We start from the raw sequence: 14156 nt of genomic DNA on the forward strand, positions 1-14156 counted from the left end.
CGCTTGGGTATTCTGCGGAGCAAGCTTTGGTTGCCGCGCTTTTTGATGCACTTCACTTGTAAGCTCAAGCCTGCACGCGCTTTCTGAATCTATGTGGATCTCCGCTGGTTTCACAATATTGAGTAATGCGTCGATGAGCCCTTAACTGGTGCGTTCATTGACGCTCTGTTAAACGATTTTGGAGTACCGAATGAAAAAATGCCTTCTGGCTAGTGCTATTGCAGCAATATCAACAAACGCGTTCGCGCTTTCTGGAACCGTAGTTGACCTGGATGGCAATCCTGTGCCCAACGCCCGTATTGAGGTTGTCGGCAGTAAAACTGTGGCCTCCTCCGATGCTAACGGGGCGTTTAACGTAGATGAGGGCACGTCGCACGAAATTCACGTTACCGCTGCGGGCTTTAGTCATGAGGTACTCCACTTGGACGAGGGGGTACCTGCAAATTTAACGGTTAGGCTCCGGCGCTCAGCAATTGAGCAGGTAGATGTTATTGGGCTGCCAATCCATGCGTCGGCGATTGAGTCTGCGCAGCCCATTACCGTGCTTAGCGGCGAGGAATTGCGCAATAGCCAGGCGGCTACACTTGGCGATACCTTGGAAAACGAAGTGGGCGTCCATACCAGCTTTCACGGCAATGTTGCTTCAACACCGATTATTCGGGGTTTGAGTGGCCCGCGTGTGCTAGTTACCCAAAACAGCCTGGATGTGAGCGACGTTTCTCGGGTTGGGCCGGACCATGCAGTTTCTTCTGAGGTGTCCACCGCCGAGCAAGTAGAAGTGCTGCGCGGCCCAGCAACGCTGTTCTACGGCAGTGGTGCGATCGGTGGGGTTGTTAACGTGGTTGATAAACGCGTGCCGACCGATTCCGATACTTACGGTGAATATTTTGTTTCCCATGAGACGGTTAACGACCAGGATCTGGCTTCGGTCAATTTGAACACCGGTGTCGATAAGTTCGCGGTGCACCTGGATGGCTTTTGGCGCGAATCCGACAACTACAAAACGCCCGTTGCACCAGACAATGAGCCGGGTGAAGATCACAGCCACGATGCCTTGGAAGTCGCAAATAGTGACGATGAATCAAACGGCTACACCTTGGGTTCCAGCTTCCTGCTGGATAACGGTTATGTCGGTATTTCGGTTGGAAAATTAAACCGGCAGTACGGTATTCCTGGCCATGCGCACGACCATGGTGAAGAGGAAGGTGCAGCAGCAGAACCGGAATCGCCTGAGCGGGTATTCGCAGACCTGGAGCAGGACCGGTATCAGCTTATTAGTGAAATACAGCTCGACAATAAGTGGCTTAGCGCAATTAATACGCGCATTGGTTACACCGATTACACCCACTCAGAAATTGAGAATGGTGAACCATCCACAACCTTTAACAATAAAACCACAGAGTTTAAGCTGGATGTAATGCACCAACCGGTGGCCCATTGGAAAGGCGGTGTGGTATTACAATACAAATCCAGCGATGCACAAGCCAGTGGTGAAGAAGCCTTTACGCCACCCTCCGATTCGGACTCATTAGGGCTCGCAATTGTAGAGGAGCGCCATTTTAACAATCTGTTGGTACAGCTCGGCGCGCGTGTTGAGCAGGTTAATGTGAGTGCTGACGAAGTGCGTTTGCCTGCGCTTGAGTTCCACGTACACGAAGAGGGCGAACACGAGGAGGAAGAGCATGAACATGACGGTACTGATGTTTTATTCGCAGAGGATTTAACGTTCAACCCGGTGAGTTTATCTGCCGGTCTGGTATGGGAGTTTACACCGGGCTATAACGCGGCAATTGCCATTTCACATGCCGAGCGGGCGCCTTCTGCTGCAGAATTGTTCTCTTTCGGCGCGCATATGGGGACCCGTAGTTACGAAGTTGGTGCGTTGTTTGAGTTGCACGATGAAGGCGAAGAGGGGCATTTTGATGTATCGGGTGCCGATCCCGAGCTGGAAACGTCGAATAACATCGATCTTACCTTCCGCAAGCATGAAGGGGACTTCGGGGTTATTTTAAATGCGTTTTATAACCAGGTTGATAACTACTACTACCAAACCGCGACGGGCTTTTTCGCCGAGGGTGAGCACGAGCATGAGCACGACGCTGGTGACGGCGACGACGAGGCTGAAGAAGAGCACGAACACGGCGGTGATCTTCCCGTTTATGCCTTCACCATGAAGGATGCCGAGTTGTATGGCTTCGAGGCGCAGGGTATTTGGCAGGTAACACCTGCATTCAAAGCGACTGTGTTTTCCGATTATGTTCATGCGCAATTGGCGGATAGCCACACTTATATTCCGCGTACTCCGCCAATGCGCTTTGGCACCCGGTTTGAGTATCAGGTTGGCAACGTGCAGAGTCAGATCGGTTGGTCTCATTACAGTAATCAGGATGATGTGGCTCCGATGGAAACGTCTACTGAAGGTTATGACTGGGTAGATGCCTCTATTAATTGGACGCTGCCACTGGCCAGCACTGATTTAACGGTGTTTTTGAAAGTTGATAACCTGACAGACACAGAAGCGCGGGTACACACTTCGTTTCTTAAAGATTTGGCGCCGAAGCCAGGACGTAATTTCCGTCTAGGTTTGCGCGGCACCTTCTAGTCAGGTGCGTAGTCAGGTTCAGAGCGGAGAGCGGTAACTCGCCGCGCTTTGTTTGATAAAAACGCGCGATCAATTGGTGATTGCGCGTTTTTTACTTTCCGCATACCGTTTTACCTTGCGCGTTGGAACTCGCTTGGGTCGGTATTCCAGAGTGCAGTTGGCGGTTTTGCTCACGCAGGTTAGCGTAGTATCAGGCCCGCTATTATTTCCGCTGTCAGCTCACAAATTTAACCCCCGGAATGCGTAAAATTATCAATGAATACTCCTACCGTTGCTAACTTGCCGCCAGTCGCACCGACTCAGCCTATACACTCAGTACCTACCAACATCATCACAGGTTTTCTTGGTGCAGGAAAAACCACGGTTATACTTAATTTGTTAAAGAATAAGCCTGCTGCCGAACGTTGGGCGGTTTTGGTGAACGAGTTCGGTGAGATAGGTGTGGATGGCGCTCTGATTGAGGGGCAGCAGGCGAATGACGCAGATGTATTTGTGCGTGAAGTCCCCGGGGGCTGTATGTGTTGTGCCGCCGGTTTGCCCATGCAAATTGCGCTTACCCAACTGCTGCGCAAAGCAAAGCCGGACCGTCTTTTGATTGAGCCCACCGGGCTTGGGCACCCGAAGGAAGTGTTACAGGTACTAATGGCAAACCACAACAAAGACCTGCTCGCCGTGCAAAAATGTATTACGCTGGTGGACGCTAGAAAAATTGCCGATAGGCGCTACACCGAGCACGATATATTTAATCAACAAATCGATATTGCTGACGTTGTCGTTGCTAGTAAGCAGGATCAATACGCTGGTGGCGAGCTGGAAGGGCTAAAAGATTACGTTGTGAGCCGCAATCGCGCGAGCGTGCCCGTTCTCGGTGTTGCGCATGGGAATCTTAACCTGGCGTTATTGTCGGGTGAATCCCTCTCAGCTCGATTTATCGCGGCAGCCGCAGGCGAGGGTCACCATCACGGGGGCGAGAATTTTGAACCTATGCCGCTGCCAGAGTCTGGTGTACTCAGGGCTGACAATTCTGGCGTTGGGCATAGAAGTGTTGGTTGGCGTTTTGCGGCTGAAAAAGTCTTCGATTACGCCAGGCTATACAGCTGGTTGTGCGGGTTGGAGGTCGAGCGCTTAAAGGGTGTGTTTATCACATCTAAAGGTGTATTTGGTTACAATTTTAGTGGTGATGCATTAACCGAAATGGTGTTGGACGATTGCCTTGAAAGTCGTGTTGAAGTCATTCTCGCGAATCGTGATGCTGCCAATAGTGAGGCGAACGATATTGTCCCGCAATGGGAAGCTGATCTGCTCGCATGTTTGCGTAGCTCAGGTTAAACGTACGGCGGTTTTCAACACGCACGTAAGAGGAGGGCACTTGACTTAAACCTGACTTGAATTGCTACTCTGTTCTTGCCGTCTCGGTCTGGCACATCGAATGTTCTTTTGTTGTGTATCTGTTCGTGTAGCCAGTCTCTACTTTCCAGCCTGCCAACCTGAGGAATAATCGCCGTGAAGATACTTGCGCTCTGTAAGTCAGCGCAGCATTCTTTCTCCAAAGAATGCTGCGACTCTCTAACTTTCCTTGCTGGATTGGGTGTGGAGGGTGACGCCCACTGCGGTACTACGGTAAAGCACCGCTCGCGGGTGCGTGTGGACCCTACTCAGCCAAACCTGCGCCAGGTACATTTGATTCACAGTGAACTCTTAGACGAACTGTGCTCCGTCGGATTTGCGGTTGCTCCGGGAACACTTGGCGAGAATGTGTTAACCCGCGGCATTGAACTTTTAGATTTGCCTGCAGACACAGTGCTCGCCCTAGGCGATACGGTGCGTGTTCGCATAACTGGGCTGCGCAATCCATGCGCGCAATTGGATAACTACCAACAAGGGCTCACCGCAGCAGTGCTGGATCGTGCTGAAGACGGCACGCTGATTCGTAAAGCGGGTGTGATGGCGGTTGTCGAAAACGGTGGTTGTGTCAGAGTTGGAGATTCAATCGCAGTCAAACTGCCGGATTTGCCTCATCGAAAACTTGAGCGGGTTTAGTCCCGGTTAATGCTTTTTGCCCCACGCCGGTCGCGCTGGTACATCACCTTTAACTTCGTCCTCGCGTTTTTTGTTGCTGCTTGGTTGCTAACTTGAGTAGCCGTTGAAACGTATTGCATTCGCTGTGACTTGGTGCCTTACAGGCCGCGGCATGCCTTAATCCATCGCGAATAGCGCAGAGCTCTTTAATGGAAGCGTCGATTTCCGCAGCTTTCTGTAGAAGGCGTTCCCGATCTATGCCGCCTTCTGAGTTGGTTTGCATTTCTGCGATTTCATCGAGCGAAAATCCTGCGCGCCGCCCAAGGGTGATTAGCGCCAATTTGTCTAACACCGACCGTTGGTAAACGCGGCGCAGACCATTGCGGCCACAGGGTTGGATCAAACCTCTTTCCTCGTAATAGCGCAGTGTGGAGGGCGGCAAGCCGGTAGCTTTTGCGACTTCACCAATGTCCATAAATTGTCACACCTTTACTTGACTTAAAGCTCGCTTTAATTTGTAAGCTATCTGAAGATTTTTTGCAATAACCTGTGACTAACCTTGGGTGGGAAGAATATGAAAGCGAGTTTTTGGCATGAGAAATGGAAAAAACGTGAAATCGGTTTTCACGAATCAGTGGTTAATCCGGCGCTCACCGATCATTGGCATGCACTCTCGGCCGCGGGTGGTAGCGTATTTGTACCTCTTTGCGGCAAATCGTTGGATTTGGGGTGGCTGCTATCACAGGGTGTGAGTGTGATTGGTGTCGAGCTGAGTGAGATCGCAGTACAGGAGCTTTTTGTTTCGCTCGATATTGAACCGTCAGTGAGCGATGTGGAAAATTTTAAGCTTTACAGTGCGGAAAATATTGCGATTTGGGTGGGCGATATTTTTAACTTAAATAAAGCGTGGCTGGGAGTAATTACCGCAATTTATGATCGTGCAGCGCTAGTGGCACTGCCAGAGTCTATGCGCCTCGAGTATGCAGGCAAGCTGATCGAACTAAGTAATTGTGCCACGCAGTTACTTGTCACCTTTGAATATGATCAAAGCCTTCATCAAGGGCCACCGTTTTCCGTTCCTGAATCAGCGGTACAGAAATGTTATGGCACTCGCTATCAATTGCAATGTTTGGAGCGCAAAGCTGTTGCAGGTGGTTTAAAAGGGCGTATTGCGGCAACGGAATCAGTCTGGAAGCTCAGCCGGAACATCAATTCGTGAGCGGGGAGTGGCTGCTCAGCTACGCCCTGTTAGGCGCTTCGGTAGGTTATCTGGCGGGGTTGCTGGGTGTTGCGGGTGGCGGTCTGATTGTGCCGGTATTAAGTAGCCTGTTTAACGCACAAGGTATCGCTCCGGGTGCAGAGGTGCACCTGGCGCTCGCAACTGCTTTTCCGTGTATGTTGGTAACGTCTGCAGTGAGCACCTTTAATCACCACCGCCAGGGCGCTGTGCGTTGGAGAGTTGTAAAATGGCTACTGATTGGCTTATTTCCTGCGACTTACCTTGTTGCTCACTCGGTAGTGAATTGGAACCCGGTCTACATCAGTATTTTCTTTGCGCTATTTATGCTGTTGGCTGCATTACAGACATTTGTAGGTTGGCAGCCTACATCAGCACAGCCAGAGATTGGTAAAAAAACGTTAGTGGTTGCCGGGGCCGCTATTGGAGGGGTTTCTGCTGTGGCGGCGGTGGGGGGCGGGTTTCTCGCAATTTTATTTTTAACCTACCGCAAAATCCCTCTAAAAATGGCGATAGGATCTTCTGCAGCGATGGGTTTGTGTATTGCCATTTCTGGTACCTGGGGCTACGCCACCGCGAGCGAGCAACGCTTTACTGACGTTAGCGGGGTTCTGGGTTATGTATACTTGCCTGCATTCGTTATGGTCTCGGTTTTTAGTATCCTCCTGACGACCGTGGGCGTGCGACATGCTCATAAATTGCCAAATAAAATCCTTAAAAAAATATTTTCCGTTGTATGCGTTTGTCTGAGTATTAAAATGCTCGCGACTGCACTAAGCGGCGGTGTGTGATATACCAATTGGTATAAGTGAATTGCATAGTGAGTCATGTTCCAGCGTGACCGCGTTCGACGCAAAGTGCTTTATAAGTTAAGCGTTATCCGGAGTGGATGCCCATTAAAAACTTGGTTTTCGGCACTAATACTCCGGTTAAACATTTGGCGCATTGTATGTTTCCATATCGTCAGTTATGGTAGTAATAAATTTGTTACTGGCGAAAAATATGAAAGCCTTTTTGTTGAAAGCTCTTGTTGTATACATCCTGATTAACATTGTTCTTGGCGCAATTTTTTTGTCGGGTGGCGGCATGCAAATGCTGGAAAGCCCAAAAGTGCCTCCTCTGCCCAGCTCACCTTCGCTCACATCGGATCTCGACTATTTTCAAAAAGTTGTTTTAGATAACGAAAAGGACGCGACTACCGCTCAGATAAGCGGCTTCAAAAATGTGATAAGAGAATTTCCGGCACCGCAAACAATTGATGACCTTTCTGTTATCGCATTAGCTGCATTGGCGCAGTTTGACAATGCCCACACCACAGTGTTGAAGCCGAAGTTGTACCGACTTCCTGTGCGATTTCATTGGCTCGGGGAGGATTTGATTATTGTTAAGGCGACCACGGAATACGCGTCGCTTCTGGGCCAGAAAGTTGTCGAACTGGGAGGTGTAAGCCCAGATAAGCTGGTGCCTCGTGCCCGCAAATTTGTCGGCGGGGGTACGGAATCATGGCTTAAATACCGTAGTGAAACCCTATTTACTTCACCGAGCATATTGGCAGTTTTGGGCGCGACGGTAGATGTAGAAGCAGAGGAACCACTGGATTCTGGAGAAGAGCGGTCGCAATCAGTGGCGCTCGTAACTGCAACTTTGGCTGGGCAGGAGATGAGATCAAGCGTTACAGCGAGTGCGAGTTCAATGCCCAGTGATCCGTTCTGGGATTTTCGGGATGCGTTTCCCGATAACACCAGTTTTGATACCGAAGGTTGGCTCACCTTGCTGCACAAAGGTACAGATCTACCGCTTTATCTCCAAAAAAGTGACCAATATCATTTGTTGCATTCACTGCCGTCGCAGAACGCCGTTTATTTAAGAATGAACGCAAGTTTTGCAGATAGAACCGAAACCCTGGATGAGCTGCAACAGCGTTTGGAACGCATGCTCGCTGAGGAGGCGCCGAATAATCTTATTGTCGACTTCCGCTACAATCGTGGGGGCGACTACACCAAGGTATTGCCAATTGTAAAAGCTGTAGTTGCAGGAGTTCCCGAAAATGGCCGTTTGTTTTTAATTGTTGGGCCTAACACGTTTTCAGCGGGGTTAATCTCGGCAACACAGTTTAAGCGCTATTTGCCATCTCAATTAACCGTTGTGGGCAGTGAGGTAGGGGACAAGCTTCGATTCCGTGCAGAAGGGTACTACCCGACTTTGCCGTACAGCGGAATTCAGCTATATCTCACCAAAGCGTGGACAGACCTGGAAAAAGGCTGCGGCTGGCTAGATGACTGTTGGCCCCCAAACAAGGTGCTTCTTCGGAAAGTAGGCTCATTTCCAATCGATATAAAAGTTGAAAACACTTGGGCGTCCTATATGGCCGGCGAGGATAAAATAATGGATTGGATAAGCGCTAACATTCAGCACGCAAATGCCGATCGCTAGCTAAATTCATGATAATAATGTTGTATGGGTCAATATGTGGCAAGCAGACTAAACTGTTAGCACGATGTTCATTATTTCTCTTTTTGTATATGTTTTAATCAATTGCAATTTATGGTTCAATCGAAGAAATACCAACCTTATATGGCTTAAGTGTTTTAGCATGTTCCTTGTTTGGTCTAGGCTATTGCTGCATGTGGTTATTCTTGTATTTATGGCGCTCAATATCGACAATTAAAGAGACTAACACAAAGTAAGTTTTTGGATCAGACTAAATCTGGTTGACAATTTAATATCTGTGCTTACCAGTCGGGCCAGCTCGCGAAAAGACGTTGCGGGTTCAAACGCTCAATATATCTCTATGTTGTTTCGGATGCCGTGATTAAACACCAGACCTGGGTCTTATACTAATCCCACCTCGTTTAGCGGACTCACTTATGCTTAATTTTGGCTTACAACCTAAAGTACCATTGTCTAAGAACCCCTTATTTATTTTAGCGGGAACGGTGACCGTGATTATTCCGCTTCTGCTTTTAGTTCTAGTGCTTAAAAGTACTGAAGTTCGCTATTCTTTCGAGGCAACCGAGATAAATTATTTATTATTTACTGTTTTAAAGGCGCCTCTGGCAGTGCTAGCTGCCTTGCTGTCAGCTTTAGCTATTATTGCCACGCTTCATAGGAGCGCACAAACTGCCCATCAAATCTCGCTCACAGAAAAGCAAAATACTTTCGCGAATTATTTTGAGCATAAAAAATGGATTATGGGTGAAATAGAGCGTCGTGTTAATCTTCCGAGGAAATCATTCGAGACTGTTTACCGATTTCTATATCCAAATAATAATATTAATTATGTTGAATATGAAGGCTCATTGTCCTGGCTTGCCGATATTGATGACAGACTTATAGAGGTTGCAGTTCATCTAAACTGGATAAAAGAGAATTCAAACAGTCCTCATGTGCTAACTGTATATATTCGCGCTTTAACTGCGGAGGTGGTTTTTGTAATGCATTTCGTGGGTGGTTATTACTTTCACGTAAATACCAATAAGTGGGAGTTTATCCATAACTATTTTGTAGAGTTGGAGGAAAGGTATCGCGCCGAAGCTATGATTAACCATGAAAGCTTGTTCTCGAGCATGGCTAGCCGTATAAAGCGATACAATGAAATAATAGATAGGCTTATCTCTATTAGTGGTTCTGGGAGTGCGGAAATGCCTAAATGTGCAAGCTCTATAGCGGGAAAGGGAGTTATAAACTCTACATCCAAAAAAAGCAGTTCTGAATGCGAGCTAGATGCGTTGCTTTCTGCTTGGGTCAGAAAACAAACTGTTGCGCAAGAATTCGACTTATATGATGAATTAGAATCGCTGGTAGAAAAGAATATTGTTAGTGCAGGCAATCCTTTCCACACTCTTTTGCCCAAGGGTAATTTGCTCGACGCTAAGGAGCTAGTAAAAAGCAATTTGTAAATGAGCAAAGAAAAAACTACGACTACACAGTCGCGCAACGAATGAGTAACCGTGACCAGCGAATTAAATATGCTGGCCTCTCTAATCTAAAAGTCGTTATGCATAAATATGGCGCCAATGGGGCGCCCCACCGATTTATTGGCCATGAATCGCGTAAAAGCACGCTGATTAGAAATAAAAAATAAATTTATTATATGGTATAGCCACGCATGACTACATGGACATCGGTTTTAACCCAAAGCACGTTGAAAAGCTCGGCGTCAGCATTCATTCTCGTGGGCTATTACCTCTAGCACCGGGCGAAATTGCCTATGACAATATTGTTGTCGGCTTGGGGAATGTGCAGAATTTACCTGAGGACAGTGGCCTGGTTGATTTTATGCTCGATTCGGCCCGCTGGAGTAGTGTTATTGGAAATGTTATTTCTGCTTCTTGGAACGGTGTTTCGAGCAATGTGCGTACGAGTTATAGCAACGCCAATACTGGCGGTAGGAGCGAGGCGATTGAGCACCAGTTTGAATGGTTTCCCAATCTCGTGGGCGGGCGTGTGAGTTTTTGCTACTCGCTGCCAGCAGATTTTGAGGGTATGGCAGTCGCCGTGAAAGTGCAGTTGGTTGACAACCGTGACCGGGTGGTTGATCTTCGCAGTATAGACACGGCAAATTTGGCTTTCGACCGCCCCATGGAGTTTAGTTACCGGTTCCGACGGCATGGTGTAGGTTCAAATAGCGATCCGGCTTTCAATATTGAACATGTTAAAGCTTTACGTATAGTCGTAGAGCTGCCTGACGAGCCATACACGGTATCCAGTGAATTTTCTCTGTCAGAGGTTCGCGTGCAGGCGCGTACCCGATTTGTTAAAAACCTAGAGAATCCTCGCGCAGAATGACATTTTGAGTATTAGTTTTATTCACTCGAGAGTCGATTTTGTCTTTCACTCAAGTTGCGATGATACCTACTGAGTTTGAGCCAGCCACTCTAACAGTGTCTCTCGCTCCTTTTGGGTCATGCCAGTCATATTTCCTAGAGGCATATAGCCGGACTGGACTGCAGGTATAATTTTCTGTTTGCTCGTCAACAGTTGATCCGTCGTTTCCAGAAGTATTCCCGCAGGTGCTGCAGCGAACGCAGGGTTGGACGGATGTATGGCGTGGCAGCCACTGCAGTGTTGGTTTGTAAGTTCTGTTATTTGCTCGTTGGTAACAGGTTCTCGCGCTTTGGTCGATTCGGCCTGTTCGCGTTTTGCTTGAATTTGATCTGTCTCGACTTGATCAGCGACGCTTGGTAAAACGATTGTCTCTGAAGGCTGGCCATTTTCTCCGCCGGACTGTTTTAGTTTCTGGTTTTTTCCAATTTGCATTGCCGCAGCGACGGCCAAGGTGGCGACTATAGCGAGAATTAAAATGCTTGGCTTGATGATACCCCGATGGCGTAAATTGAAGAAATGCCGCGCATAAGCAGTAATCGTAAGAAGTGCGATCAGGATCAACCAGTTGTAGGGGTGCCCATAGAGAAACGCGTAGTGATTGCTGATCATGCAAAAAATGACCGGCAGAGTGAAATAATTGTTGTGAATCGAGCGGGTTTTAGCTGCGAGCATGGGCGCTTTATCGGGTGTTTTACCTGCGTCCACCGCGCGCATAAATCCACGCTGTGCGGGCATGATGCCCAAGAACACGTTGGCCGCCATGATCGTTGCCAGCAGAGCTCCGACATGAATAAATGCAGCTCTATCCGAAAATAATTGTGGTGCAAGCCAACAACTGAATACCACATAGCTGTAGAGCAGCGCGATGAAGAGCCGGGTATTTTTCGGGGCAATCCAACGTACCAGTAATTCGTAAACAGCTAACCCTGATACAAGGTAAAGCACACTAGCTGAGATCGCCAGGGCAGGGCTGGCGACTAGATTGTTTGGCCCAACCAGATAGTACTCTGCTCTGAAATAGTAAACCGCAATCAGCAGTAGGGTTCCCGTCAGCCAAGTGGAATATGCTTCCCATTTAAACCAGTGCAATGTTGTTGGCATCGTCGGCGGCGCCAGAGAATACTTTGCGACTTCGTAAATTCCTCCACCATGGAATGCCCAGAGATCTCCGGAAACGCCTTTTTCTTTCTTCCATTCCGGCGGCGTTTCCAGGCTGTTGTCCAGCCAGACAAAATAAAAAGATGCACCGATCCAGGCGATGGCCGTTATCACATGCAGCCAGCGCAACAGCAAGCTGAGCCAGTCTAGTAAAAGTGCGTCCACAGAAACTCCGAATATTTATTGCTGGGTGTAAATGGGCTGGCCTGCAATATACGTACGCTCGATAAGACGATCGTCGCCACAGGTCATATAGACAAAAAGTTCTTCTTCTATGCTTTTACAACTGGCGATACGTTGATGAATATAGGGGTGGCCTTCACTATTAATCAAAATAAAATCCGCCTCAAAACCCGCATCAACACTACCAATTTTGTCGCCAAGATGGAGTGTTCTCGCTGCCCCCAAGCTGGCAAGGTAAAATGCTTCGAGTGCGGTGAGTGGGTAATTCTGCAGCTGGCATACTTTGTAAGCATCGCCCATGGTGACGAAAGGGGAAAGGCTTGTACCTGCACCAATATCTGAGCACAGGGCAACCGGAATCTGGTGCGCTTTGATGCTCGAATAATTCATTAAACCGCTACCCAGAAACAGGTTTGATGATGGGCAAAAAGCGATGCCGGCACCGGAGGCTGCGATTCGATCCGTTTCACTGGGTGTCAGGTGAATGCAATGCGCGAAAAGTGTTTTTTCCGTTACCAGATTAAATTGCTCGTAGGTGTGTAAATAATCTTTTGCTTCTGGGAATAATGTTTTGGTCCATTCGACTTCCGCCTGGTTTTCACTCAGGTGGGTTTGAATCCACACGTCAGGATAGGCTGCTACTAATTCCTTTGCAGAGCGCAATTGTTGTGGTGTCGATGTACCTGCAAAGCGCGGTGTGAGTACATAACCCAACCTTTGGAAACCGTGCCATTTATCGATGAGGTTACGGCTATCGTTAAACGCCGATTCCGCAGTATCCAGTAGCGCTGTTGGAGCGTTGCGGTCCATCCACACTTTACCCGCTAATAACCGCATATTGCACTCGGCTGCCTGCTGGAACAAATGCTCTGTGGAATGCGCAAAGCTGGTAGTGTAGACCATTGCTGTGGTAGTGCCGTGGGCATGCAGTTGGGCGAGAAAACGCGCAGTTTGCTGTGCGGAATAGTCTGGCTCTGCGAATTTGAGTTCCGCCGGAAATGTGTACTTGTCGAGCCAGTCGAGTAGCTGCTCGCCGTAGGCTCCCATCACATCCAATTGCGGCGCGTGAACATGCGCATCAATAAATCCTGCCATGAGCAAGCGGTTTGGCAGGTGCTCACACCGGCTTAAATCGTAACCTTGCTCTGCGAGAATTTGGGCACTTTCAACTTGCGTAATCTTGCCGTTTGCAACCTCAACCACCGCATCATCAAGATAGTCGAAGCAAGTGTTGGGATTTGCACCAGCGTCAGATTTAAAGCGCGCAACCCGGGTACGTAATATTAGCGAGGCCATCAAGAACCTCGGTAGGTGCTATAGCCAAATGCGTTCAGCAGCAATGGGACGTGATAGTGGGGCTGGGATGCGTCGACATTAAATGCCAATGTCACCTCACTAAAGAAACTCGATTTGTTTTCGCGATCGAACCAGGCTTTGGTATTGAATTTGAGTTGCCAGATCCCGTCACTCAGTGCAAATGCGTCCGGCCACAGCATGATTCTGCCATCCTTGTCGGTTTCGCCCTGTGTCGTCGTTTCTCCTGCGGGATTGATAAGCATAACGCCGACACCCTCTGCAGGTGTACCTGTGTCCAGGTTGAGAATGTGTGTAGTAATCGGCGCTCTTTGAGGCGAGGTCATACGATATCCAAAAGTTTTTTTAAGCGAATTTGAGTGATTTTTGCCTGCTCTGCGGCACCTTTACGAAGTTCGGTCTCTCGCGCATTCGGCAGGCGCGCCTTTAGCAGAGCAAGCATTTCATCTGCGGGCTTGCCGGTTGCACAGACAATAAATATAAACCCGAACTTTGCCTTATATTCACGATTTTTTAATTGTAGCTGGCGTAGTGTTTCGTCACTGGCAACGCTTACCTGGCCCTGTTCAGCAGCTGCGAATTTGTTGCGCAGCGCGTGAAGATCACCAATTTCCGCATGACCCGCAAACGCTTCCAGCACGTCAGACTCCTCTGCCTGACGCCACAGGCTTTCCGCGGTGTCCAGCACATCCCGCTGCGACGAAAATGGCCGCGCTGCCGCCATATGGTGCGCCCAAAAACGTGCGTGGCATTGCAGAAGAAAAAGGTCGCGTGCAGCATTTTCCGGCAATGCGTTTAGTTCATCCAGCGTCATGA

The 14156-nt window shown here is 48.6% G+C and carries 13 protein-coding genes; 8 read left to right on the top strand and 5 right to left on the bottom strand.

What is annotated here, in order from left to right; all coding sequences use genetic code 11:
• Positions 1-190: 190 nt before the first annotated feature.
• From TERTU_RS09115 to TERTU_RS09125, 3 genes are all read left to right on the top strand, one after another.
• A complete protein-coding gene (locus TERTU_RS09115) occupies positions 191-2602 on the top strand; it encodes a TonB-dependent receptor (protein ID WP_015820225.1) in 2412 nt (803 codons plus the stop codon).
• Positions 2603-2857: 255 nt separating this feature from the next.
• Complete coding sequence (locus tag TERTU_RS09120; protein WP_015818762.1) at positions 2858-3931, top strand: CobW family GTP-binding protein; 1074 nt, start codon at positions 2858-2860, stop codon at positions 3929-3931.
• A gap of 174 nt (positions 3932-4105) precedes the next feature.
• Positions 4106-4642: an MOSC domain-containing protein gene (locus tag TERTU_RS09125; protein ID WP_015818753.1), complete on the top strand. Its 537-nt coding sequence runs from the start codon at positions 4106-4108 to the stop codon at positions 4640-4642.
• Positions 4643-4691: 49 nt separating this feature from the next.
• Here TERTU_RS09125 and TERTU_RS09130 read toward each other — a convergent pair whose 3' ends face one another.
• Complete coding sequence (locus TERTU_RS09130) at positions 4692-5096, bottom strand: helix-turn-helix domain-containing protein (protein WP_015818322.1); 405 nt, start codon at positions 5094-5096, stop codon at positions 4692-4694.
• 99 nt (positions 5097-5195) lie between these two features.
• Between TERTU_RS09130 and tmpT the strand changes: the two genes are divergently transcribed.
• The 5 genes from tmpT (at position 5196) to TERTU_RS09155 (ending at position 10646) form a co-directional block, all read left to right on the top strand.
• Positions 5196-5840, top strand: coding sequence for a thiopurine S-methyltransferase (gene tmpT, locus TERTU_RS09135; protein ID WP_015817540.1), 645 nt, complete (start codon positions 5196-5198; stop codon positions 5838-5840).
• Positions 5837-6649: a sulfite exporter TauE/SafE family protein gene (locus TERTU_RS09140; protein WP_015817568.1), complete on the top strand. Its 813-nt coding sequence runs from the start codon at positions 5837-5839 to the stop codon at positions 6647-6649. The genes tmpT and TERTU_RS09140 overlap by 4 nt, the downstream gene beginning before the upstream one ends.
• Positions 6650-6860: 211 nt before the next feature.
• On the top strand, positions 6861-8291 hold the full coding sequence (locus TERTU_RS09145; protein WP_228378295.1) for a hypothetical protein: 1431 nt from the start codon (positions 6861-6863) through the stop codon (positions 8289-8291).
• Positions 8292-8725: 434 nt separating this feature from the next.
• On the top strand, positions 8726-9757 hold the full coding sequence (locus tag TERTU_RS09150; RefSeq protein ID WP_015820572.1) for a hypothetical protein: 1032 nt from the start codon (positions 8726-8728) through the stop codon (positions 9755-9757).
• 217 nt (positions 9758-9974) lie between these two features.
• Complete coding sequence (locus TERTU_RS09155; RefSeq protein ID WP_015817182.1) at positions 9975-10646, top strand: hypothetical protein; 672 nt, start codon at positions 9975-9977, stop codon at positions 10644-10646.
• Between the two features lie 66 nt (positions 10647-10712).
• On the opposite strand, the gene TERTU_RS09160 is transcribed toward TERTU_RS09155, so the two are convergent.
• Genes TERTU_RS09160 through uraD form a run of 4 tightly spaced genes read right to left on the bottom strand, consistent with a single transcriptional unit; the run spans position 10713 to position 14154 of the window.
• Positions 10713-12008, bottom strand: coding sequence for a urate hydroxylase PuuD (locus TERTU_RS09160; RefSeq protein ID WP_015820501.1), 1296 nt, complete (start codon positions 12006-12008; stop codon positions 10713-10715).
• A gap of 15 nt (positions 12009-12023) precedes the next feature.
• A complete protein-coding gene (guaD, locus tag TERTU_RS09165; RefSeq protein WP_015819903.1) occupies positions 12024-13322 on the bottom strand; it encodes a guanine deaminase in 1299 nt (432 codons plus the stop codon).
• Positions 13322-13666 (bottom strand): hydroxyisourate hydrolase, encoded by a 345-nt coding sequence (gene uraH, locus TERTU_RS09170; protein WP_015818861.1) that lies wholly within the window; start codon positions 13664-13666, stop codon positions 13322-13324. Before uraH ends, guaD begins: the two co-directional genes overlap by 1 nt.
• Positions 13663-14154, bottom strand: coding sequence for a 2-oxo-4-hydroxy-4-carboxy-5-ureidoimidazoline decarboxylase (gene uraD, locus TERTU_RS09175; RefSeq protein WP_015820949.1), 492 nt, complete (start codon positions 14152-14154; stop codon positions 13663-13665). Before uraD ends, uraH begins: the two co-directional genes overlap by 4 nt.
• Positions 14155-14156: the final 2 nt, after the last annotated feature.

The sequence above is a fragment of the Teredinibacter turnerae T7901 genome (genome assembly GCF_000023025.1).
GTDB lineage: Bacteria > Pseudomonadota > Gammaproteobacteria > Pseudomonadales > Cellvibrionaceae > Teredinibacter > Teredinibacter turnerae_B.